Annotated in this window: 20 protein-coding genes, 1 tRNA gene and 2 pseudogenes; 11 read left to right on the forward strand and 12 right to left on the reverse strand. The window is 45.5% G+C overall.

The features are described from left to right. Positions 1-48: 48 nt before the first annotated feature. Positions 49-1,023, reverse strand: a complete 975-nt coding sequence (gene gshB, locus BCY86_RS00175) for a glutathione synthase (protein WP_075277481.1) — start codon at positions 1,021-1,023, stop codon at positions 49-51. A 314-nt stretch (positions 1,024-1,337) separates the two neighbouring features. Here gshB and ggt point away from each other — a divergent pair, with 314 nt between their 5' ends. Next, positions 1,338-3,026, forward strand: a complete 1,689-nt coding sequence (ggt, locus tag BCY86_RS00180; RefSeq protein ID WP_172824746.1) for a gamma-glutamyltransferase — start codon at positions 1,338-1,340, stop codon at positions 3,024-3,026. On the opposite strand, the gene BCY86_RS00185 is transcribed toward ggt, so the two are convergent. Further along, positions 3,023-4,639 carry a HAMP domain-containing histidine kinase gene (locus BCY86_RS00185; protein WP_075275898.1) on the reverse strand — a complete coding sequence of 539 codons (1,617 nt, stop codon included), beginning with the start codon at positions 4,637-4,639 and terminating at the stop codon, positions 3,023-3,025. The genes ggt and BCY86_RS00185 overlap by 4 nt on opposite strands. A 125-nt stretch (positions 4,640-4,764) precedes the next feature. Here BCY86_RS00185 and BCY86_RS00190 point away from each other — a divergent pair, with 125 nt between their 5' ends. From BCY86_RS00190 to BCY86_RS10410, 3 genes are all read left to right on the forward strand, one after another. After that, on the forward strand, positions 4,765-7,362 hold the full coding sequence (locus tag BCY86_RS00190) for an efflux RND transporter permease subunit (RefSeq protein ID WP_075275899.1): 2,598 nt from the start codon (positions 4,765-4,767) through the stop codon (positions 7,360-7,362). Between the two features lie 93 nt (positions 7,363-7,455). Next, positions 7,456-7,529: transfer RNA gene (locus tag BCY86_RS00195), tRNA-Arg, on the forward strand. Between the two features lie 193 nt (positions 7,530-7,722). Next, positions 7,723-7,857, forward strand: coding sequence for a hypothetical protein (locus BCY86_RS10410; protein ID WP_275935831.1), 135 nt, complete (start codon positions 7,723-7,725; stop codon positions 7,855-7,857). Positions 7,858-8,722: 865 nt separating this feature from the next. On the opposite strand, the gene BCY86_RS00215 is transcribed toward BCY86_RS10410, so the two are convergent. Continuing rightward, complete coding sequence (locus tag BCY86_RS00215) at positions 8,723-9,877, reverse strand: cation:dicarboxylate symporter family transporter (protein ID WP_216636020.1); 1,155 nt, start codon at positions 9,875-9,877, stop codon at positions 8,723-8,725. 780 nt (positions 9,878-10,657) lie between these two features. Next, positions 10,658-12,553, reverse strand: coding sequence for a molecular chaperone DnaK (gene dnaK / locus BCY86_RS00220; protein ID WP_075275904.1), 1,896 nt, complete (start codon positions 12,551-12,553; stop codon positions 10,658-10,660). A gap of 209 nt (positions 12,554-12,762) precedes the next feature. Between dnaK and BCY86_RS00225 the strand changes: the two genes are divergently transcribed. Together BCY86_RS00225 and pcnB are read left to right on the forward strand one after the other, a co-directional pair. Beyond that, the gene (locus tag BCY86_RS00225) at positions 12,763-13,875 is read left to right on the forward strand and encodes a glycosyltransferase (protein WP_156864930.1); all 1,113 of its coding nucleotides are present in this window, start codon (positions 12,763-12,765) and stop codon (positions 13,873-13,875) included. Between the two features lie 52 nt (positions 13,876-13,927). Next, positions 13,928-15,193, forward strand: a complete 1,266-nt coding sequence (gene pcnB, locus BCY86_RS00230; protein WP_075275906.1) for a polynucleotide adenylyltransferase PcnB — start codon at positions 13,928-13,930, stop codon at positions 15,191-15,193. A gap of 13 nt (positions 15,194-15,206) precedes the next feature. On the opposite strand, the gene BCY86_RS00235 is transcribed toward pcnB, so the two are convergent. The 6 genes and pseudogenes from BCY86_RS00235 to BCY86_RS00255 all read right to left on the reverse strand — a co-directional run bounded on the left by BCY86_RS00235 (position 15,207) and on the right by BCY86_RS00255 (position 17,798). Continuing rightward, the gene (locus tag BCY86_RS00235; RefSeq protein ID WP_075275907.1) at positions 15,207-15,500 is read right to left on the reverse strand and encodes a hypothetical protein; all 294 of its coding nucleotides are present in this window, start codon (positions 15,498-15,500) and stop codon (positions 15,207-15,209) included. Next, positions 15,497-15,703, reverse strand: a complete 207-nt coding sequence (locus tag BCY86_RS00240) for a hypothetical protein (protein ID WP_156864931.1) — start codon at positions 15,701-15,703, stop codon at positions 15,497-15,499. Before BCY86_RS00240 ends, BCY86_RS00235 begins: the two co-directional genes overlap by 4 nt. A 130-nt stretch (positions 15,704-15,833) precedes the next feature. After that, positions 15,834-16,169 (reverse strand): hypothetical protein, encoded by a 336-nt coding sequence (locus BCY86_RS00245; protein WP_075275909.1) that lies wholly within the window; start codon positions 16,167-16,169, stop codon positions 15,834-15,836. A 216-nt stretch (positions 16,170-16,385) separates the two neighbouring features. After that, the gene (locus tag BCY86_RS09450; protein ID WP_156864932.1) at positions 16,386-16,607 is read right to left on the reverse strand and encodes a hypothetical protein; all 222 of its coding nucleotides are present in this window, start codon (positions 16,605-16,607) and stop codon (positions 16,386-16,388) included. A 228-nt stretch (positions 16,608-16,835) separates the two neighbouring features. After that, a pseudogene (locus tag BCY86_RS10620) lies at positions 16,836-17,030 on the reverse strand (DUF255 domain-containing protein); the annotation flags it as partial. Positions 17,031-17,468: 438 nt separating this feature from the next. Beyond that, on the reverse strand, positions 17,469-17,798 hold the full coding sequence (locus BCY86_RS00255; RefSeq protein ID WP_075275910.1) for a hypothetical protein: 330 nt from the start codon (positions 17,796-17,798) through the stop codon (positions 17,469-17,471). 406 nt (positions 17,799-18,204) lie between these two features. On the opposite strand from BCY86_RS00255, the gene BCY86_RS00265 reads away from it, so the two are divergent. After that, positions 18,205-18,435, forward strand: coding sequence for a DUF167 domain-containing protein (locus BCY86_RS00265; RefSeq protein WP_075275912.1), 231 nt, complete (start codon positions 18,205-18,207; stop codon positions 18,433-18,435). A 106-nt stretch (positions 18,436-18,541) separates the two neighbouring features. Here the strand turns inward: BCY86_RS00265 and BCY86_RS10625 are convergent, their stop codons facing one another. Further along, entirely contained in the window at positions 18,542-18,865 is a 324-nt protein-coding gene (locus tag BCY86_RS10625) for a GNAT family N-acetyltransferase (protein WP_083604317.1), read from the reverse strand. A gap of 790 nt (positions 18,866-19,655) precedes the next feature. On the opposite strand from BCY86_RS10625, the gene BCY86_RS10630 reads away from it, so the two are divergent. After that, entirely contained in the window at positions 19,656-19,820 is a 165-nt protein-coding gene (locus BCY86_RS10630; RefSeq protein ID WP_420814562.1) for a Fic/DOC family N-terminal domain-containing protein, read from the forward strand. 88 nt (positions 19,821-19,908) lie between these two features. Continuing rightward, entirely contained in the window at positions 19,909-20,187 is a 279-nt protein-coding gene (locus BCY86_RS09465; protein WP_245776235.1) for a Fic family protein, read from the forward strand. A gap of 238 nt (positions 20,188-20,425) precedes the next feature. Here BCY86_RS09465 and BCY86_RS10225 read toward each other — a convergent pair. Then, positions 20,426-20,659, reverse strand: a pseudogene (locus tag BCY86_RS10225) (IS1595 family transposase); the annotation flags it as partial. 1,523 nt (positions 20,660-22,182) lie between these two features. On the opposite strand from BCY86_RS10225, the gene BCY86_RS00290 reads away from it, so the two are divergent. Next, on the forward strand, positions 22,183-22,449 hold the full coding sequence (locus BCY86_RS00290; protein WP_156864934.1) for a hypothetical protein: 267 nt from the start codon (positions 22,183-22,185) through the stop codon (positions 22,447-22,449). A 227-nt stretch (positions 22,450-22,676) separates the two neighbouring features. Beyond that, positions 22,677-23,987: a hypothetical protein gene (locus tag BCY86_RS00295; protein ID WP_156864935.1), complete on the forward strand. Its 1,311-nt coding sequence runs from the start codon at positions 22,677-22,679 to the stop codon at positions 23,985-23,987. Positions 23,988-23,990 lie beyond the last annotated feature (3 nt).

Raw genomic sequence — 23,990 nt, forward strand, 5'->3', positions numbered from 1 at the left:
GTGCGCAAGATCTATTCTTCTGATCGGAGTGAGGAAGAAGAATAGACATCAGCAGGGGATGAATCCAACTTCATTGAAATCTGAGCGCATGAGAACCTGTTCTTCAACCCATTGGATCACTTCGATGCTAACTTCACGACCCACATGACGACTCAATTGTTGGAGTCCTGTCGGGGAAGTGACATTAATTTCCGTTAATTTCCCTCCGATTACATCAATGCCAACCAGCAAAAGCCCGTCTCTTCGGAGGCGGGGGGCTAGTTCATCGACGATTTGACGTTCTCTGAGCGTAACCTCACAGGGCTCGACACGTCCTCCTACATGGATGTTTGAACGGAAATCATCCTGTTGAGGGACCCGGTTGATTGCACCGAGAATATTTCCATCCAGGAGGAGAATCCGCTTGTCCCCTTGTGAGACCTCGGCGATAAACTGTTGAACAATAATCGGCTTGCTCCCTTCTTGAGTAAGCATTTCAAGAATCGAACGAGTGTTAGGATCCTTTTGTTGAAGGATCATGATCCCTGCCCCTCCTGCTCGATCGATCGGTTTGGCGATAGCCTTTCCACCTACGGTGGCAAGAAATTCAAGGATATGCGGTGTGTGTGAACTAACGAGCGTAGTCGGAATAAGCGAGGGGAAATGAAGGATGTACAGTTTTTCGTTGGCTTCTCGAAGGCCTCTGGGATCGTTGATGAAAAGCAGCTGATTCCGCATGATTTCTAATAAAAGCGTTGTGTGAAGGAAAAGACTGTCTACGGGTGGATCCTTACGGAGAAAGAAGGCATCCATGTGGCGAAGGGATACCTTTTCTACAGTACCCAGTTCAAAGGGGGGTGTTGTACTCAGTGGCAGGATCCGGCGCATCCAAGCGAAGGCCTCTCCTCGCTCCACCGCGATATCTTGGAGCAAGCAATGAAAGCATTCATGCGCCCGCTGTTGAGAGGCGCGCTGGAGTGCGAGCGTTGTATCGCATTCCGGGTTCAATTGATGCATAGGATCCATCAAGTATAAGAACTTCATTTTTTCTTCCTCAGTTTGCGTTGGATGGATATCGAGAGAGCGTATTGGATGAAAGATCAAGGATTACGTTTCCCTAAGCCATGAATGTAAACTTTTATCCAAGAACTTTATATAAGGAAGAAGAGTGATCTTGAGATCATAGAGCGGATAAGCTATACAGTTGGGCCAAGCGTATTCTATGCAGGGAACACCTTCTCTCACTTTCTAACGAGGAAATCAATATGTTGCTTCACTGGATTAAGAACAAGCCAAATCGTTTTCTCAATCAACGAACACATCATACAATTAGGTTTTTGAGCTTGGGCTTTATTCTGTTGGGATCTTCTGAATCTCAAGCAGCTTTTCCTCTTGCTGCACGGGGTGCTACGGCTGCCGTTGCGACAGAAAGTGAGGAAGCGACTCAAGCGGCGCTCGTCATCCTTAAAAAGGGTGGGAATGCAGTGGATGCAGCGATTACAGCTGCACTTGCATTAGGTGTGACGAGACCGGCTGCTAGTGGTTTAGGAGGAGGGATGTTCGCGCTTGTGTATAGAGCACGCGATGGTCAGATCATTACTCTTGATGCTCGCGAGAAATCACCCGCCAAGTTCAATGTTGAAAAGTTTAAAGACGTATCTAAGAATATGCAAGACCAGCCGGTTCAGAAAGGCCGAGGAATTACTGTAGGTGTTCCTGGAGAACCTGCGGGATTAGCATGGCTAAGCGAAAACTATGGTAGGTTACCCCTCAAAGACGCTGTCGCTCCGGCTGTTGAATTGGCGGAGAACGGGTTTGTTGTCAATCCGTACCTGCACCATGTGATTGAGACGCATGTTAATTCCTTGCGTGAGGAGCCTGCACTCGCGTCCTTATTTCTTCTGCCAAGCGGCGCTCCTCTTGCAGAGGGTTCTAAAATCAAACGGTTACGATTGGCAAAGACTCTCCGTCAATTTGGAAAGAAGGGCGTTCAAGCAATTTATCAGGGAGAAATTGCACAGAAAATCGTTCAGACCGTTCATTCAGCAGGAGGGGAGATGAGTCTGGACGATCTGGCATCCTACCGGCCAATCAAGCGTGAACCTCTCAAGCGGGTGATTCAAGGACGTACTATTTATACGATGGGGGCACCTTCAGCAGGGGGGTTGATGTTGATTCAAATGCTTTTGATGTTTGGAGCTGGCCCCACCTCTCCTCTTCATTCCTATGGATTTAATTCGAGCCAGTATTTCTATGCCCTTTTGGAAGGAATGCGCGGCTCCGTTGTAGATCGCGCTTACGTTGTAGGGGATCCCGATCAAGGTGGGTTCGTTCTTCAGGCATACCAGCAAGCGCTTGATAGCAAACGGCTTCGTGCACGCAAAGATCTAATCACTCAAAGGAAATCTCGGCTGTCTTCTACCTTTGCAACAAGGGAAGGAGGGACAAGTCATCTCATTGTGACAGACGCAGAAGGGAACATTGTTTCTCTGACAACTACCATTAATTCTGGGTTTGGCTCTCATCTGGTTGCTAGGGATACAGGGATCCTGCTGAATGACCAACTCAATGACTTTACGCTCGATTCCGATCTAGTGAGCCTCCCTTCCTCTGATCTCAAAGAAGTAGTTGGCGATGAGTTAAATCCCAATCGTCCTCGCCCTTCCGCTCGTCCTGTCTCCAGCATGATGCCCACTATTATATTTGCTGGTGATCTTCCTATCCTTGCTGCGGGAGGGACAGGAGGTCGTCGGATTGCTACGGGTGTGACCCAGGCTATTCTAGGACGCCTTATTTTTGGTTGTGAAGCGAATGCTTGTGTCTCTGCGCCACGCATTTATGTGCCCGGAGATTCTTCTGTTTTTGTCGAATCAGATATTCCTGTGGATGTTCGCGATAACCTTAAAGAAGAGGGAGTAAAGTGCATCCACGAGAATTTCATGCATACCTCTGTCCAAATGTTGTTGTGGCAATATAAGGTCAAGGGGGACAAGACGATTTCGGCTGCAAGCGATCCGCGAAAAGGTGGTTGTGCGTTAGCTTATTAAAGTACTTCTGCCTGGGGCTTGTCTTCGCGCATTGGTAAAAGGATAGTGAAGCAGGCCCCACCCAAATTCTTGCTCGCGCTGACATCTATGGATCCCCCATGCTCCATGATGATTTTCTTAACGATGGCGAGTCCTAGTCCAGTACCTTCTGGCTTAGTCGTCATGTAAGGTTCGAAGATGGAAGGGATCAGAAGAGGATCGATCCCTGGTCCACTGTCTTCAATGTGGAGGCAAACCTGACGACCCCGCGGTGTGGCATGAATTCGGACGGTGACGGATTCTTGTTGACCTTCTCCTGAAGGAGCAGGAGTTTTTTCTCCATATTGCTGTGTCGCTTCAACAGCATTACGAATGAGATTGATAAGAGCCCCTCTCAGCATTTGGTGGTCGATCCAAGTAGGCATAGGCCTTGTTGAGATATTCCACTGGATGCGGAGGTCGTGAAGACCTATCGGTGCGCTTGAAGTTGGTTCTTTGGAGAGGGACAGAAAGCTATCCTCTGTTTCCAAATAGGTGTTCCATTGTTCTGCGCATTCGCGCAAGAAGTCGCCTATGTCGACAGGTGCAACCTCTGCCTGGGGCATCCGCGCAAAATTTGAAAATGTTTCGACAAGCCTCCGCAAGATACCGATCTCCTCTTCTACGATTTCGAGGGTCATGTTAAGTATTTTTGAGTACTTCGGATCATTGCCTGTGTACTGTCGATGGCACTCCTGAACTGCAAGTTGGATCGGGGTTAATGGGTTTTTAATCTCGTGAGCCAGTCTTTTTGCTATATCTTGCCACGCTCCTAGGCGCATCAAATATTCGATGCGTGCGTGAGAGGTTCTCATCTCATCGAGCATATGATTGAAGAATCGGGCTAATTCTGTCATTTCATCTGAGCCAGTAATCGGAACCCGCACAGACCAATCTCCCTTGGTGACAGAGGCCATTGCTTGGCTGAGCCTTGAAATCCGTCGTGTGATGCCCTGTGCGAATAGAACACCGATGGTGCAAGTCACTAAGATTGTGATCCCCAAGAGAAGCGCAAAGGCCTTGATGTACCCTTGGTAGAGCTCCGAGCGAGAGTGGACTAGTCCGTGATAGTGGCTTACGAATGCCCCTCCTGCGGCAAAATGTTCGAATTTTTCTTGCTCTAGTGAAAAGAGCGCGATCAGGGTTACACGGGGATTTAGAGGGAATGTTTTTCGGACTTCGAAAACCCTCTTGCCAAAAGAGGAGGACATGTGTTTCTTAAGGAATTCGAAATGTATTTGGTCTCCTTCCAGGACGCGCACCCCCACCAGGTTGGGATCTTGATCGAACAACGGATCAAGATGGGTTTGGATAGCAGCTTGGTTTTGATGGAGGAGCGCCTTTTGTATGGATGGATTTTCCCATAGCTTTTCTGCTTGATAAAAGGCTTTTTCTTTAATTACTTGGACATAGGCCTTGTATAATAGAATACCTTGATCGAGATGGCGTCCTACCTCGGGATTAAACCAAAAAGCAGAAGCTTCTTTGAACAGGGCGTTCGCTAAGTATACAGCAATCCCTAGCGGGATTGCTCCTGTGAATAAGATCACAAGAGCAAGCCGCCGTTCGATTTTTCCTCCTAAAGAAGTATACACGCGAAGAAATCATAGACAAAAGAGAAAGAAATAGCGAGATGGGCTTCTGTGCAAAAATAGAGTGAATTGATATCTATTGTAGAAAAAGCAGGAATTTGCTCTAGGGCAAGTTGGAGGAAAAACGAATGTGGAAAAGAATGGTCGGCAAGCTTGTCGATTTTGCAAGTAATCGACCCTTTTTAATTCTTTTGATCGCTTCTTGTTTGATGGGTACGAGCACGTGGTATGCTCGTAAGCTCGAGCTCAAAACAGATTTTCTCGAATTACTTCCTCGGAATAGTCCTAGCTTTATGGCCTACGAGCATCAGTTGGGGCGTGTGGGGGGAGGGGGTACGCTGCTGACTGTTGTGGAATCTCCAGATTCGAAGGCCAACGCCCGGTTGATTGAGGATCTCTCTTCTGCGCTCACGGATCGAATGCAAACGTGGGATTCCTGCGTGGCGGCTTGCTCTGATGATACGTGTCGCCTATCTCAGTGTGGTCCTAGACTGATCAGTTATTTTGAAAAAGGGACACACGCTATCAAGCAATTTTATGAGCAGAACAAATGGCTTTATCCTAGCCTTTCAGAACTTGAAGAATTAGATGCGGATATCGAATATCAGATTGCGCTTCATACCGGTCTTGTCGAGCATACAGAAGAGGAAGGGGAAAAGCAGGGGGCTCAATCGTCTGACTCATTATCTGAGCAAGTCAAGCGTTATCGAACTCGGTGGGAACAAAAAGCACGCCAATACAATCAGTTCCCTCAAGGATATTTCTCCTCTCCAGACGGTACGAGATATGTCCTGGTTATCGTTTCAGAATCTTCCGGAACAGGGGATGCAATAGGGGACCGGCTGATTCAAGAAGTGTCGGAGTTGGTTGAGAAGCTCCATCCGAAGCTTTATCACCCCGACATGCAGGTGGGCTACGGCGGCGATCTGCCGAATGCGCGAGCGGAGAAACAATCGATTGAAAATGATGTGATATGGGCAACCTTAATCCCTATGCTGCTGATTATGGGGGGGTTGGTCTTCTATTTTCGCTCGATCTGGTCTCTCGCTATCCTTGGGGTCCCAGCTGCACTCGGCATTAGCTGTGCTTATGCCTATGCTACGGCTGTGTATGGATATGTCAATACCGCGGGGGCTTTTCTGGGGGCGGTTATTTTGGGAAACGGGGTCAATTATCCGATTGTTCTGTTGGCACGCTATGTTGATTTCCGAGCGCGTGGACAAGCCCCTCGAGAAGCTCTGCGAGAAGCTGTTTTTAATGCATTTCGAGCGGAATTGGTAGGCGCTTGTGTCGCTAGCATTGCGTATGGCTCGCTATCGATCACGCAATTCCGAGGATTTAGCCAGTTTGGGGTTATTGGATTTTTGGGGATGCTATTCGTTTGGATGGCGATTATCCCTGTCGTCCCAGCGCTTATTGTCATTCAGGAGAAATGGCAGCAGTTTTGGCAAACGAGAAAAGCGGCAACGGCACTAGCCTTTCCTCAAGCTTCTTATCGGGGGCAGGTGGGGTGGTTTGTCCGATGGACGATGATCACTTTGAAGAGACCTGTTCTCTGCTTGACCCTAGCCTTTCTTTTTACAGCGATTATTGTATATAAATTGCCTTCTTATCTTCGCGATCCGTGGGAATACGATTTTAGTCGATTAGGGTCCAGCAGTACTCATCGAACTGGACCTCAGGTATGGTCTTCTAAAGCGGATCAAGTGTTCAATCGATCTCTCAGTGTCTCTGGAGCTAGGCTTTTGGCTGATTTTCCTGAACAAGTTCCGCTTCTCAAAGCGCAAATTCTAAAAAATGTGGAGGAAGACGCGCTTTTTCAACGTTCTCTCGGATACACCGATCCACCGCTCATTCGGAACGTGATCACAATCGATGATTTTTTGCCTGGCTCAGCAGAGGAACAACAACAGAAACAGGAGCTATGGAAGCGTATTCGCAGCAGGCTGACCCCTGCGATCATGACTCAGCTGTCTCAAGAAGACCGATTGCAAGTGGAGGAACTTCTTCCCCCGGATCATTTGCATCTCCTTGGGCCTCGTGACCTTCCAATACAAATTCAACGAAAATTCATGGAAAACAATGGTGTATTGGGGACGCTGATGTACCTGCAACCGAGAGAGGAGCTCAATCTGCAGGATGGCAAGATTCAGCTCCGTATTTCCCAAATCGCAGACAATATTACCCTCCCAGACGGTACGCTGGTCAAAACAGCCAGCCGCTCCACAGTATTTGCTGAGATGCTTAACTCGATGCACCGCGATGGACCTTTGGCCTCTGGGGTCGCCTTTGTTGCGGTGCTCGTTGTGGTTATCCTAGCTACCCGTAGCGTTCGGGGTATCATCAGCATTTCTTTAGCGCTCTTTTTGGGCGTTGTATGGATGCTTGGCTTGACTGCTTGGTTCAATCAGAAGCTTAATTTCTTAAATTTTATTGCGCTGCCCATCACCTTTGGAATCGGTTCGGAATATCCCTTCAATATTTTCGATCGCTCGCGTTTATTAAAAGGGAATATTCAGGAAGCACTCGAGCGTTCTGCAGGAGCCGTAGCGCTGTGCAGCTATACAACCACCATCGGTTACGGATCCCTGCTCGTTTCGGATCAACAAGCGCTGCAATCATTTGGAAGGCTTGCTGTGATGGGTGAAATTACCTGTCTCTTAACGGCTCTTTTCGTTCTTCCTGCTTTTCTGCAGTGGAGGAGCAAAAAAAGCGTGAAGGGATAGAGAGGAAAGGGTAAACTTCTTTTTGATTTCCTCTCTCTTAAGAAGAGGATTTGCCTTGCAGTTTATTTCTGCTTGGGCTGTCTTATTTTTCATGCGCCACTAGCTCAGTTGGATAGAGCATCGGCCTCCGGAGCCGAAGGTCGCAGGTTCGACTCCTGCGTGGCGCGCATTGCTGAAGCGATATGTTTATATTTTGGCGCTGGATAAGATAAATAGTCAAGGGGTAACCTTGCGGAGCTCTCTCTATACTACAAAGGTTGGAATGGTTTACGCATGTATGCTACTCCTTGCCCACTGTGTCTTTTTTTTCTGCCTTTAAAATCTTGATCAGGGTACTCTCAAGGTAATAAGAAACCTTCTTTGAAGCGAGCTCCCGGAACCCCCTTCCTTTATCAAACGCTCTATCGGTACGAAGAACCGACTGGAATGCAAAAGGTTGAAGTGGTGCGGGGTGCTTTGCTTTGGGCTTCCTCCGTGGATGAGGGGGTAGGTTGACCTCAGCTGTTAAAAAATATTTTTGAAGATGGAGATAACAACCCTGCTCCAGTCTCATCTCAAGCCAGGAATGCGATTTGCTGACATAGGGGTCAATATTGGTTATTACAGTGTGCTGTCTTCGAGACTTGTGGGGGATACCGGAGCCATTTTTAGTAGTTTGTGGCTGAATTCCACCGGAGAGCAGCTTTTTTGCAAGGTGATTTCCATTTTTATACGGTCAAGCAGATCAGCCAAGAGATAAAAAAAGCAACACCACTCAGCAATCACCCTCAGTTCATTGACGGGGACGCGTACCTCACCAATATGATCTACGGGGCGCAAGGAAAAAAGCGTCCATCTCGGTGGGGAGAGTCACGTTGTGGAGGACATATGCTGTGTGGCCTTATGAGCATCTGATGAAAGAGCTTTCTTCGAAGATACCTCTTGTGGCTGGGACAGATACTCACATTCATTTTGATGTTGCAAGAAACAGTAACTTTCAAAGGAAGATATTCAGCAAAGCGAAACTTTGGCTTTCTCAAATAGTGCTGAGGAAATTTTTACGGATACGCTATCCTGTATAAGCATCATTTGCTTGAGATGTTTGATACGAAAGAGACTCAAGATCGCCTGTCTGGAACCATTTAAATGCTAGTTACCAAGCTGCTTCGTTGAAACCAGAATCAATTGTGTTTTCTATTCCTCCTTTGAATACCAACTTAATCTTAGTGGAGAATGAAAAATAAGAAAATAATAAAAAGGAAGAGAGAATAATAAGAAAAAAGATTTTTTTGTTCGTTGTGCTTATCTCCAAGCTAAGATTTTCTATATCGTGCAAGATACCTGCGTCAAAGCTGTACGAAAATTCCTTTGAGGAAGGAAATTAATGCGAGGTTAGTTTTTGGTTTGCGAGGAATCTGTCGATGTTTATTGCGAAGGCGCCATTCCCGAGAATATTGGCGCACGTAATCACGGGATCGAGTAAAGTATAGAGCGCTGTGATCAGAGAGAGCATTTCTGCGTGAAATGAGAAATAGGTCTGCAGGATGGGGAGCATGACGAGAATCCCACCTCCGGGGATAGCGGCTACCGAAAACTTAGCGAGCACGAAGTAAAGGGAGAAAACAAGGTAGGTGGACAGTGAGGGTTCGCTCATGCCGTAGCTCTTCATCACGGCATAGGCGAGTATAGGAATTGCGAAGCAGTCGCCGATCAAATGGATATTAACGGTTGATGTGATAATTGCTTGTGCTAATTGTGGCTTTCGAGAATTTTTTTCTGTACCTAAAATGGTCAAAGGCATGGCGGCTGCACTGGACATGGTGCTTAGTCCAGTGATTGCTGCTGGGAGCATATTTTTTATACTTAGTGCAAATTCTTTTTGACTACCTCGACTTGCAATGAAGTACCACGCTAGAATGTATCCATATTGAGCAATTACGATAATCCCAAAAATAAGGGTGTAATCTTTCAAGATGATGGTCATAACGCGATCGGACTGCAATTTTATAATGAATCCGATCACAAATAGCGGGATCAGATAAGTCGTCCAGGAGAGAAGAAAAGAAACAATTTTTTTAAGTTGATGAGCAAGGATATCGACTTTGGAAGGGTAACAACGCCCCATCAGAATTCCTGCAACTAGCCCAGAAAGGAGGGCTTTATCATTACTTACAAAAGGGAGAATCTCGAAGGTCCATCGGGGGACAAGATGGCTTGAAATCTCCGGAAGTCTCGTCTTTGAGTCGAAATGATAGACAAACGAACCAACATAATGACTCAGAAAAGTAGAGAAAAAGTTGGAACAAAAGACCAAAAGGATTAATCCAAGAATCCATTTTGTGGTGTTGTGGGAGATCTGAATCGCTGTGTTGAAAATGAGTCCAGAGATAATAATAGGAAGCAAGAAAAGAATAAGCGATTTGATCGTCAGACTAATTGCGTAAAAAGTGGATTGCAGCGCGAGCGGCAAAGCGTTTCCCAATAATGAGACAGATGCGATTAAAATAAGAAGCACAAGCGGCATCTTACGAAACACCAGAGCGGTTATTTCCTCAAATGCAACGTAAAAAATCGATTGCAGAGGGTAACGTTCTTATAAAGAAAGAAGGGGGGCATGGAACTATGAAGACTTGGCTGCTGTTCTACGGTTTATTATGCCTTTAGGTTCAAATCCACCTCTAACTATTTATGGATCGAACCCTTGGATTGTCAATTAGAAAGAAAATAGTCAAAAGTAAATGCAAGCCTTCGAACTGTCCCATTGGAAAAATGGTTTGTTCACCAGTATTGAGCTTCCATAGCTCGCAAAAGAAGAACGCTCTTTCATGCCGTCCTACGGTGATGAGACTTCTGTATTGGTCGATAAGAAAACGAAGGAATGAGCGAAAGAGAAGTGTGCGCACCATTTTCTCCTGAATAAAAACGATGTCCTAGTTCTACACCATAAGTGCTAATGTGGTTTTGAGCAGAGAGTCTGAAGAGAGATACCAATAAGGAGGGAACTACTGCGATTCCATGATGTTTTACCAGTATGGGGTCAACACTTGGCCTTACTTAAAAGAAAGGTACTGAGGGGATTCGCTAAGAGAGAACAATTATAAAATTTTTCTTCTTCGTCTGCTTTAGTAGTGGCTTTTCGATATCTGGATGCAGCTGCTTCTGCAGTGTTGGGTGCAAAAAGATAAAGCGGAAGAAGAGCGAGGTGTAGCTTTTTTCATATTATGAAGTTAATTTTCGTCTGTTTTTAAACGATTGTTTTTGTAAAAAAAATAAAAAGCCCGCCGATAAAAAGAGCGGGCTTTGTAAAGAGAAAAGATTAATGATCGGTTTCTTCAAATTCTGCGTCGATTACACTATCATCCTTCTTCCCTCCAGTTTCTTCTGAGGGATGAGGAGGGTGAGCTCCATCTCCTGATTGGCTGTACGTGGTACTAGCTAGTCGGTGTGATTCTTTTTCTATTTTTTCAATAAGGGATTGAATTTGTTCATCGTCTTGCTTTTCAACAGCTTCTCGCCCTTCCTTGATCAGCGATTCTAGCGTGTTGATGTCATTTGCGGGAATCTTATCTTTATTCTCTCCCATCATTTTTTCGAGCGTGTAACAGAGATTGTCTAATTTATTTCGGCGCTCAATTTGTTCTTTCCTGATTTGATCTTCTGCTTCATGAGCAGTTGCATCTTTAACCATTCGCTGGATTTCATCCTCAGTTAATCCAGAATTAGCTGTAATCGTGATTTTTTGATCTTTTCCAGTCGCTGTATCCTTCGCGTGAACAGAGAGAATACCATTGGCATCGATGTCGAAAGTCACTTCGATCTTAGGAATACCTCGGGGTGCAGGCATGATCCCTTCTAGATGAAATCGTCCGAGGGTACGGTTATCTCGTGCCTGCGCTCTTTCCCCCTGAAGCACGTGAATTTCCACAGAAGGCTGGCTATCTGCAGCCGTGGAGAAGATCTCCTTCTTCTGAGTAGGAATTGTTGTGTTGCGCGGAATCATAGTGGTCATGACTCCTCCCAGTGTTTCTACGCCGAGGGAAAGGGGGGTGACATCGAGCAGGACCATGTCTTTGACGTCTCCAGAGAGAACGCCTGCCTGTACGGCTGCTCCAATGGCAACGACTTCGTCGGGATTGACCCCTTGATGGGGCTCTTTGTCAAAGAACTTACGTACGGTTTCCTTAACCAGGGGAATACGGGTAGAGCCTCCGACAAGCACCACCTCATGGATGTCTTTGGCCGTCTTTTTGGCATCTTTGAGGGCTTGTCGCACAGGTTCCATCGACCGCTGAATTAGAGGAGTCATCATTTGTTCTAGTTTGGCACGCGATAGCCGTAGGTCGAGATGGACTGGTCCTCCCGGTCCTACAGTAAGGAAGGGGAGATTGATCGGAGTCTCCTGAACTGAAGAAAGCTCAATTTTTGCCTTTTCTGCTGCTTCTTTAAGGCGTTGAAGAGCCATTTTATCGTGGGATATATCAATTCCTGAGTTCTTTCGAAACTCGGCGATGATCCAATCGATAATCAGGTTGTCAATATCGTCTCCTCCTAAATGGGTATCTCCATTTGTCGAGATCACTTGAACGACATTGTCTCCTACTTCGAGGATCGAAATATCAAAGGTCCCTCCTCCGAAGTCGTAGACTGCAATCACCTCATCTTTTTTCTTGTCGAGGCCGTAGGCGAGTGCGGCAGCGGTCGGTTCATTGACGATCCGCTTGACGTCAAGACCAGCAATCCTCCCCGCATCTTTGGTGGCTTGTCTCTGCGCATCGTTAAAGTAAGCTGGGACTGTGATCACCGCCTCTGTGAGAGTCTCTCTCAAGTACGTTTCCGCGGCTTTTTTTAGCTTCATCAGAATTCGTGCTTTGACTTCGGGGGGGGTCATTTTCTTCCCTCTGATCTCAAATACTGAATCCGTGTTATTGTCTCCGCGTACTACTTTGTAAGGGACCCGTTTAGTTTCTTCTTGAACTTCGTCGAAGCGTCGACCAATAAATCTTTTAGCGCTAAAGATTGTGTTTTCCGGATTGGTAACGGCCTGTCTTTTCGCGATCTGACCTACTAAAATTTCTCCTTTGTCATCCCAAGCAACAACGCTTGGGGTGATCCGTGAACCTTCTTCATTGACGATGACCTTAGGTTCTCGCCCTTCCATGATAGCGACAACGCTATTGGTTGTTCCCAAATCAATACCGATAATTTTTCCCATGATCTCATTTTCTCCACGTCAAGACAAAAGTGCCAGTCCTACCTCTTGAAAAGCGGACTGCGTTTTTATTATAAATTGGTTTTATCCTATTTCTTCACGCGCCAAGCTAACCATAGGCTCTCGTGCGTCAACCGAGAACATACAGATTGTGTAACGAATCGTTGGAAAATAGAGTGCATGGGGTAGAAAAAATGAGGGTGGCCTGGATCATGGCTTGGGAACCAGCACAAGGAAATGCGAATGATCAGGAACAAATGAGCCCTCGCCAGGAGCTGGTGCGCCAGTTGATTACTTGTGGGGTCGAGGTGAAAGTGGTCAAGGTTTCCTCTACTGAACGGTATGGGGGGTTGGGATTCTTGAAGGGATTGTGGCTGAGCTTTCAGCTAAAAAACCGAGGGTATGATATCCTCGTGGGGGATGAGCGTTGCTGGAAATGTATCCTCCCTCTGTTTTTCCTTCTCCGAAAGCGCTCTATATGTCTTCTTTGGGTCGATTATCCTGAGTGTTGGCAGATTAAAAAGAAACTGCACAAATTCTTCATGGTGAACGTCTTATCAGCAACCATTGCCTGCGCTCGTTCGGTAATTACTCTCAGCCGGGGTACGTCTGCTCGACTCCTTATCGATCATTTGGCTTGGCAACTTCACACCTTCGATCCCCCCACTGGCTGGCTCCCTTTAGTAGGGACCCGCAAGCGTTCTCTTTGTTCGGCTGGTGTGAATCTGGTGGCTATTCTATCATTGGGTGCAAGCGGAAGTGTGCAAGTGATTTTGGAAGCTCTCAAATTAATACGGTCTCCCGATGTCGTACTTCGTTTGGTGATGTGGATCCCTGATGCTTACTCCTCTCGAGAGAAGCAGGAGGTGCAGCGCTGGGTGAATCAATCTGATTATCTTACTCAGCATGTAGTGTGGGTAAATGTTTACGGTGGGGTACCGCCGGAAAGGAGGAGGGAGCGATTGGCCATCGAGATTGCCCATGCGGATGTGCTTGTCTTTGGTGCTAGACATGCACAAGATATCCAGTGGGTCATGGAAGCCTATCGTCAAGGGACCCCCGTTTTGATCCCTGAGATTGGCATGTTGCCTAGAATTGCTCGCGATAAACGGGGAGCGCTGGTTGCTAGCTCTGAAAGGAAGAAAGGCGTCGCCGACCTGTTGCATCGTTTTATACAGGATTCTGAGCTGAGGCAAAAACTTTACCAGGAAGCTAGAACACAGAGAGAAATTTTGTGGGCACAGCCATCTTCGACAGGTGAGAAGTTGTATACTTTATTTTGCCAATTTCAGAATCAAGAGAGGGCAGTAAACTTACCTGACTGATGGTATACATCGAACGTGGAATTCGCCAATGCGTTTTTTAAAGATCCTATGAATGTATAAACCCAAACCCTCTTTCTCTGTACTCTCTGAGCTACCAGAACTTCCATCTTTCACTATCGAAGAGGACGTCCCCCCTAGAGCTCCTCCTCCCCCTTCGATGCGAGCATCTTTACACGAAGGGACAGGCTTGGTGCGGCACCGGGTTTCTTTGGATGAGCATGCGATTGATTCGGATGCAGCTAGGGTGATTCAACGACTTCGTCAGAGTCATTACCAAGCTTACCTTGTAGGTGGATGTGTAAGAGATCTCTTGCTTTCGGGAAAGCCAAAAGACTTTGATATTGCAACCGATGCTCGTCCTGAGGATGTGCACGCTCTTTTTAGAAATTCCAGAATCATTGGGCGTCGATTCCGTTTGGTGCATATCTTCTTTCGAAGAGGCAAGATCATCGAAGTTGCTACGTTCCGTCGCAATCCGTTGGGCAGTTTGGAGGATACTTCTTTTCTGCAGGACGAGCATAATTTGCTGATACGCAACGATAATGCATTCGGCGAAGCGCATGAAGATGCTCTCCGCCGAGATTTTACAATCAATGCGCTATTTTATGACATTGAACAACGACAGGTGCTGGATTGGTGTGGGGGAATGGAAGATATCAGACGCCATACGCTCCATACCATTGGAGAACCCGCGATTCGCTTTTGTGAGGATCCCGTTCGGATTCTTCGCGCGATTAAGTTTGCTGCGCGACTGGGGTTAGGGATTACTCCCGATGTGTATGATGCCATGATTATATGCCGCCAGCATTTATCTCGTGCTGCGCGACCTCGTCTTTTTGAAGAGATCATGAGGCTATTGCGAGGGGGGGTTGCTCATCGCTCGCTCTGGTTGCTGTGGGAGTCGGGAGCGATGTCTATCTTATTGCCTGAGCTTGCTGCTTTCCTGGATGACGATGGAGGGAATGTCGGAGGGAGCAAACGATTTTGGCAGCGGATCGATCTGATGGACCGCCGTACTCACGAACTGGGACGTCCTCTTCAGGATGTGGTTCTCTGTGCAGTGTTACTCCAAGATCTCTTGAATGAATCGATAGAACGTACGAGAGATAAGGCAAGAGCCATTCATGAGTTTTTGAACCCGATTGTTACACGCATCGCCATTCCGCGGCGGATTGCAGATGCTATTCGACATGTGATTTTAATACAGCCGCGCATTATTGCCCGAGGAAAAAGAGGCCTGTCTCGATCTGAGTTATCGAATTGTGCGCTCGAATTGTTCGAAATCAACCGAAGACTTGGCTCAATCGCTGCCATGTGATAGCCTCTTTTTTTTACTGAGGAACGTTTCGGGCTATTCTGGCGAGGAAAGAGGGGGAGAACAAGTGCGGGTCTCCCAGATATAAACGGTCTCCATAGAAGGGGATCCGCCCCTCTATTTTTCCTTCAGCGAGTGATGGGTATGTATTGGATTCCGGTTGAGAAGGGTCGAACCACCCTAAGGCCTGATGGGGGAGATAGAACATCAAAGCTGTGCGAGTGAGCGCTTGATAGGCATGTTCATGTATCGCACCAACGAGGACAATTTGTATCTGTTCGCGTGTCCGTGCATCTATCTCACGGCTCAATCGTCCATAACTGATCGGATCGCGTATGACAAGGGGACGAGCCGATGAAGCTCTTGTTCAACATGGGGGAGGTAACGGTCATCCAGCATTGTTCCTAACCTATGGAGCAGATGACAGGTAGCTCCGGTTGCGTTTGGGATTACATGATCGATCCAAACTTGAGGGCGATAGAGGGTGAGTTTCTCTCCAGCAGAAGTCAGCACAAACCCCTCTTCTTCGCTCCAAAACGGGGATAAGATAGTTTCTGCAAGATCGCGCGCGAACAAAAGATAAGTCGATTCGCCTACTGCTTCATAGAGATCGACCGCTGCATTGGCAAGAAAACATAGTCTTCTAAACAGCCTTTTCCTTTGGAAGTCCCCCTTTTTGGTGTCGGCTCACAAGAGTGTTCCCCTCTTCCTTTTTCCCTATTTGGGAGAGCTCTGCGAAAGCTCTTCTCGCTGATTCTAACATCCAGGGGGCATCGACCGCTATCGCTGTCCTAACCAGCGATCCGATCATCAGGCCGTTCCAATCCGTGATGATTTTTTCATCACGAAAAGGCTTTATCTGTTTTTCGCGTTCTTTTAAAAGAACATGGCAAGCTCGTTCAGGAGCAGCTCCAGCCGTAGATACATCGAGTTGCCAAGTGGAAGCGACCTTTTCGAGCGAAGAGCATACCGACAGCACGTTTTGCCAGTTGCTTTTGGAATTGCCTCTTTCTATTATCCCAAAATAACGGAGCGCGACGGTTTGCGCCTGTTCTCACTGCTCAATGCCTCTTGTATTGCTTTGGGCGTCCAGACGAAAAACTTATCCTCTTCTCCCTCGCTATCTGCATCCTGAGCGGGGGAAAAAGTGCCTGTGGGGGGAGGTCATTTCATGTTGAAGATAGGTAGCTGTCTCTTAGGCGATTATTTTATATCTGAAGTGGCTAAAGACGCGGAAGGCGTCTCCGTACAGTTGGAGTAGGAGCGCTTGGTCATAGAGCATTTTCTCGAAATGAGGGATTTTCCATCGTTCATCCATAGAGTGGCGATGAAATCCCCCTCCTGGTTGATCGTAAATCCCTCCTTGATGCGTTCTAACGTGTGTTCTACCTAGGAGAGAAGAGATGTGTCTTGACACTGAGCACCAAAACACCAGAGCAGATCAAATGCTATAAGGTAAGGGAATTTTGGTGCCTGCCTGATCCCTCCATACGTGTTATCTACATGCGGTGAACTCACACGAGCCGCTTTTTCTAAGAAATCCGTTGGGATCGGGCTCGTATTCTGTTGAGACGGAGGTCGATTGAGCTGATTGATTGGGAAGAAGAAATACGATGAGAGGTCATCCCCCTCGTTGTTCCATCACCTAATCGCGATTGATAGATCCAATTGAGGATGGGAGATGTTCTTCCCGATCGACTTTAATGTTAGTGAAATGGAGGCTTATAAAAGAGGCACTAGCCTCATTACTAAGGCTTTCTTTCTCCATGACATGGCACCGATGGCATGCCGAATAGCCGGTGATCAAGAGAATAGACTTGTCTTCTTGGATGGCTCTCTGGAGCGCTTCGGATCCCTAGGGATACCAAATCTAGAGGATTGAACGCATGCTGCCAGATGTGGGGAGGGAGTTCCTCTGCGAGACGAGCGAGGGAAACGATGCACCAATGCGGCTCTTCAACATTTGAGGAGATCGTCACTGGTCAACCATCATTCCATCAATAATCGCTCTAATTTGATTACAAGGGGTCAAGAAAAACTGTCAAGAGGGGTATCCAAATAAAAATCAACCTGTAAAAAGGGAAAGTAACTCTTCCAGAAGATGGTTGTTTGAAGCCCCTTCACTTATCGAGAAGCTCGAATGCGAGTGGCTAGAAGGCGAAGATCGGAGAAGAGCAAAATGGCTGTTACGGTTACTGTTAAGAACAACATGTAGATTAATATACTACATGTATGCAACAGTAGCAACAGATTTAAATTCTTATTATCGCTTAACTCTTCAAAAAAGCGTTTTCAATTCAACAGTTTCTTTCTTTTTCTGTTCAAGTAGAAAATTAACAGCTCGGACAATTCTCGTTTTCGTGGGTCCCTTTAACTCACCGCCGTGCATGGCTGCATGAATCGCTCTCAGAGAGACAGGGCGCCCGGATCTCGGTTTAGCAATTTCTGTGGAGGTCCCCCCTTCCTGCTTTTTACCTTGTCGTTTTTTTAATTTCATCAAGCGGTCCTGAGGGGTCAGTGACTCCAATTTGTGAGAGACTACAAGAATACGGCGTGGATCCAATTTTTCAGCTGTAATAAAGTCAGAAAATTTAGTGGAAGTGGACATAGTTTCTACTTTGCTCCTTCATGCTGCTTTTCGATTCCTTTTTTTAACCCGAGCCCTTTTAGAATGAAATCGCCTATTCTTCAAGTCTTAGGTATTCACAGACCTTTTTAGGGGATGGGCGTGCAAAATACATTCATTCGGTCTCTTATCGATAGGGGAGGCACTTTTGTTGAAGAACGATGGGGGGTTCATTCCCCTCTTTTGTGCCGAGCCATCGGGTGTTTCGGGGGGTACAAGTTGGGGATTATCTGCCTGTTCCTTGTGGAGATACACATTTGGCTACGAAGGGTAGATCGGAAAGATAATGTTGGGTAAGATCAAGTTGAAGAATGAAGTCCTACGTATTTCCTATGAAGTGATGTAAATTCAATGTGTAATTGTATTTAATAACTTCCGGTGCTATTGCATGTCAGCGTTCATTCAAGTTCTTGTGGTGCCTAACGCTAAACAGACGCGGGTTCTGGGTATGTATGGCGATGCTCTCAAAGTTGTCTTGCATGCTAAGCCTATTGAAGGTGAAGCGAACCGTGTCCTCTTAGAAATCTTGAGTGATTATTATCGCGTGCCAAAATCGCGGGTTGAAATCGTTAAGGGTCTCCGTTCTCGAAAAAAGTGGATCAGAATAAAAGAACGCTGAGCCTTCTTTTCTGAGTTTCTCCTAGAATGGTAAGAATCAAAGGCAAAAAGATAAAGCTTCTCCAAGCTAAATTTTTGATCTTTTCTGCTGTTGCATCAATCAGTATTCAGCAACACTTTGCTGAGCGTAGCATGTATTCATCCACTTTCGTAAAGCCAGCTTTTTCGTAAGATTTGATAGCGGCAATATTGGTTGATTCAGGGTCAACAAAAATGTGAGAGTGCTTACTGCCATATAGTCTTAAAGGCTTTGAAGTCGCTTGCGAACCTAGATCTCGTCCTAAGTATTTCCCCTCGCCAATGAAGATATCAAATACGCCTAGGCTTTTCGGTGATCCCGAGAATGGCGTGATGCGTGGGACATCATAAGTATCATAAATTTTGATATGTCCAAGGGGAATTTGTTCTACATTAATGATGTAACCTTTGATTGGATCATTATTCCGTCCACCTGTTTATAGCCTTTGACAAGGGACTCATATTTCTCCCTCACCAAATCTATCGTGTAGGCAATATCCGAATCCCACCATTTTTGATATGAGGTGACTCAAGCCACTTTAGCAGCAACGGAAAATGTGATTCATTTAAGGGCTCAAGAGGGATGGTTATAACTATCCCCTTTGAATTCTGTCCCATAATGTAGTCTATGTGACTGAATCTGATTAAATCCAAATTGGCTTTAATTTTCTCTATGCTCCAGTCCCACCATTTTATTTCCAGGAGTTTTTCTATAGCTTTATTAGAGAAGCGTTTCTTAATTAATGTTGCTGGAATTCCTCACTAAACTATATTTCGTATAGGCCTCCGTTCTTTTCTTTGTAACGAGGATTTGTGCGCTGATCACAGCATTATCTATCATTGTGATATCAGGCATGATCATGAATTCTGCACCAATCCAAGTATCATTACCAATACGGTATCCCCTTGTGTTTATGGGCTTTTGGTAGTACCGAAAAAAATTGTTTATTATCACAGCACTATTGTCGATTTTTGATGTATTCGACAATAGATTTTACTCTTATGTTGATTGGTGGTGATGAGAAGGTTCGTTATTGGCGAACATTGACATTTTCGATAATAGTAGACATGCTATAAACATCACTTTGTAGATAAAGCTGTTGCGTGGATATACAATAATCGCGTGCTGGGCAAATTATTAAGTCACCTAAAGGGTGTATGCCTTTGTGCCTCACGGCTTGCCACCCAAATTTGAATGGGATCATGCAGTGGTTAAATAGCTTATCACGTGCTGATTTTTTGCTGGGTAAATTGGCGCGAGAAGGCAATAAATTGCCGAATCCTCACCTTTTGATCCGTCTATTTATCACGCGAGAGGCAGTATTATCCAGTAAAAAGGCAAGCGGACCACTCTCGGTGAAATCTTAGTGGCTGCCGCTGGTGCTCGTGTTAAACAAAATCCTGATGATTTACAAAAAGTGAAAAATTAATCAAAGCCTTAGATTACGGAATAACGTTGTGTCGCCATTGGTTTAAAACCATTCATCCATTTTTAGATGGGAATGGACATGTAGGGCATCTTCTGATTATGTTGCTGCTCGTAGAACAAAAAATGTTGTCTTTGCTCTTGCTCTATTTGTCTGCATTTTTTGAAGCGGCACGTGATGAATATTATAAACAACTTTATAACCTTAGCGGAGATGGTAGTGGCACGAATGGTTTGGTTTTTTTGATGGGGCTGCTGTTTAAGCCGAGGAGGCTTTATCGCGAGTTGAACGCATCAATGAACTACTAAATCAGTGAAAAATTAATGTTGTAAGTGCCGGTTCATTAGTTCCAGTGGATGTCGTGGAGTATCTTGCTGTGAATCCTTGCTTCACTAAACAATAAGATTGATGAAGATCTTGGTATTGCTTATAGCAATGCCTAAATGAGGCTTGAGGAAATTTGAAGCAGCAAGCATTATTAAAAGCACGCATGACAACAAGCAGGACAAACTCTACTGCACGGGCAAAATCCTCCGCATACGCATATTAGAAGAGCATGCTCCGTTTTTTTAGAATGGTCAATTGCTCTTTTGAAGAACCATCATTGAATCGGAAGCACTCTTTCAAGAAAAGATGAAAGTGTTCTCGGGGGGCTCTATTGTACTTTCTTAATGTGCGTCTTGCTTAGTTCCAGAAACTTTCAACCCCATTAATGCGATTGTGTTAATGAGCAAGTGTCTTACTGTGACGAATGTAATCATGTTTAAAATCGGAAACATCAGCTTGTAGTAGGCATCTTATTCGGTAATTTTATATTGGTTTTTTTGGGCTTTTTTGAATTTATGGAAGGAAGGTAGATGGGTGAACCTACCGGCAGAAAACTCCCCCATTCAGCCAGTTCATGGTTATGGCTTAACAGAACTGCTACTCCACTTTTCGTTCTCTAAAAAACGGTGAGGTAACAAAATACTCATCTTTAAAAGATCTGGGAAAATTAAGAACTTTGGATATGCGTACCTTCAGGCTGCGTGTTCACATGTGTTCAGAGAAAGAGAGGGGAAAAATAGAAAGTTGGGTNGAAATCAGGTGTGCGGGCAACCGTACCGCGGGTTCGAATCCCGCTCTCTCCGCCAGAGTTCCTTGAACTGGCTTTTCTCACGTCCTTGCAAACGTAGTGGACCAATCCAGCAACTCCAATGTTCATGAGCTTTCTAGCGTTTCGCACGCGGCATGCACCCGTATCTCACTTTCTCCGGTGTAGTAATTTTTCTACCCAACTTTCTATTTTTCCCCTCTCTTTCTCTGAACACATGTGAACACGCAGCCTGAAGGTACGCATATCCAAAGTTCTTAATTTTCCCAGATCTTTTAAAGATGAGTATTTTGTTACCTCACCGTTTTTTAGAGAACGAAAAGTGGAGTGGTGGGCGACAATAGCAGCGTCAATCAAAATCCCTCATGACGCTGATTTCTAGGAAGAGACTTGATTCTTACAGGCTTTGGTTTGTTTGTGGTTGCTGGAAGCTGTATGAATTAAGCGCATTTATAATGCGAGAAAAAGTTTCATAATTTTTTGTTATTCAACCATTGCACAATATACTCAGGGCATTCTGCAAAACACTCATCCACCTTGTAATCGCCAAGATTGATGTCGGTGTTCAAAAAATAAGGTCCTTTTTTGAAAATCTAATATAAAGCGATTTCCAAGCTCCCTACCGTAATTTGGTATTTTGACCGAAGGTAAGCGTCATCGCCAAAGGCGCTGTGCTAAACATGAGGAGACCAAATGGTACTGTTTGGCATTTTGGTTAATTGATCGTTGAGCATCTCTTGGCATTGCATCATGCCTCAAATGAATAAAACAGGCTTAGCATCTGGATTGGGCGACACACCAACACGTCCATAAACTTTACGCTCTGTAATCTGGGAATTAATATCAAAAAAGACCATTATCCTTTTGTCATAAGACCCTTTGATAGATATCTTTTATGGTTATATCAATGACTTCAGCATCATAACTATAGCGATAATGTTTATTTCGCGTCAAATATCTTTAAAAAATAAAGTAATTTTAGTTCCATATCAGAAAACTTCACCAAGTTAGCCATATGGGGTTGATCCATAGTAATGACAATTTATCCATGAGATGCTATCGTCTCTTTTTGCCTTTCACCACTACGCTCTGGAAATGAAATAGTGACTGGAAACTTTTGAGCTGAGATGGCTTACGCATTTGGAATGGCATGCCCCAACAATTTCACACCACAAACAACGCTGTCTTCTAGCATTCATGGCATGTAGGGATGAATGCTTCTTGTTTTATGGGTGAGATAAAAAAACAGTTGTCATCCAGCGGTGTTTTTCACTGCTTCGAAGCTGAGTTCAAGAAGAAGCCGATAATTCTAGCTAAAAAGCTTCCTGTCAGCGAATCTGCACAGGAAAAGATCATTCGCATTCTTTCGAGACAGGAGCCGAGGGTGACAGATGATTGGCAGCTTTATGGAAAGGCGGGGAGTGGGTTCTTGTTTGATGAACAGGGTGTACGGAATCAGGATCAGAAAATAGGCTAGTTTGTGAGGTGGATCGAGAAAGGCGAACGGAAGGTTTTCTTTGCTCATTTTATCCAATGCGAATATCCTGTGGATGCCTATAGAGGACCGCAAGCCAAAGAAGCAGCGATAGAAAAATTGGTGCGGTGGATTCAGGCGGACGCACAAAAAAATAAATCGATAAAGAGGCATAGGCTGATTGAATCAAACGATTGCATTGTCCTTGGAGTCGGCGATATATTTTTCCGATGGGCCGTCGTGCTGTTCTCTTTGGTAAGCTCCTTTTCCCTCCTCATCAAATTGCTGTGTGGCGTGGGCTATTGAGCCGTCCTATTGAGTCGCAGTTCTCTGATTTTTTTCAACCGACTCAACGAACTCTAATGATTTCTGAATTGCTTGCGGAATGCAATACGCTCAATGAATCTTTGGGTCCAAGTTTCTTCCTGTTTATTGAATCCAAGGATACCATTACCATTCGTGCTTGGCTAGAAGAGGAGGTGCTGGCTACGCTCAGCACCTCCCTGCTTGCCGCATTTCAACAGGCAGGTCAATTAGGTGCGTGTGGTGATGTGTTTTTTGTAGATATCGATCAGCGGTGTGGGGTGTGTGTCCACATTAGTGATGACACAGAGGTCTATCCCATTCTCTTTCATGGGGAGGTTGAAAAAACGTATGCAGGAGATCTGCAGGAAGTATTCGAGCTAGGTCGAAGAAAGTTGTTCGGACCGAGCACAAAGCTTGTTGTTGTTCCGGATGTGCGTCCGACGAGCAGCCATCTCCCTTTATCTCCTCTCTCTTTTCTTGAAGAGCTTTTATTTGTTTCCTATCGGGCTAGTTTAGAATCTCAGTGGTTGGATATTCAGATTCAAACAAGTCGAGTGGAGCAAGAGTTGGTTCCTCTTTTCTCTCTCTTTGTGTCTGCAGTTCATCAAGGGTTGGGAGGAGGGCTCTATTTTTCACCTTTGACAGGTTCTGCTGCGTTGAAACGGTGTGAATGTGAAAAAAAGGAAGAGCTTTGGGAATATCGTTTTTCGCTTGAGTTGTCTGCTGTCTCCCCTCCGTTTCTTGGTCTTTTGATTGCATTTATTGTTCGGATGTTGGATCAGGGTATCCAACATATTTCTGTGCTCGGTTCTTTGCCGTTGGACGGAACTGTATTGAGCATTGGGGAGAATACCATCTGTCAGTGGCTCTCTTCTTGTTTCATCCCGTTGGATGAGTGGCCTTATTCCGAGTTCTCTATCGTTCGAAGGCCTGAAGGGTCTATCTCCAGCGTGCGCATCGAGTTTGCAAGCGAGCCGACGGCACAGAACATACTCAAGCTGAAACAATGGATCCACCAAGTGCTATCGATGATGCACTGTGAGCTATCCCCAAAGGGGTCAAACAAAAAAACGACTTCCCCCTTTGGTTCGTTCAATATACAGAGGAACCGATGTCATGTTCGGTTAAATTCTCCTTCTTGCCCCTTTCGTGTTCCTATCCATTCTATCTTTATTAATATGCTAACGAGGTTCCATCATCAGGCGCTTCCTGTGAGTTCTCTCGTTTTTGCGTGAAAG

The sequence above is a fragment of the Pajaroellobacter abortibovis genome (assembly GCF_001931505.1).
Classification (GTDB): domain Bacteria; phylum Myxococcota_A; class Polyangia; order Polyangiales; family Polyangiaceae; genus Pajaroellobacter; species Pajaroellobacter abortibovis.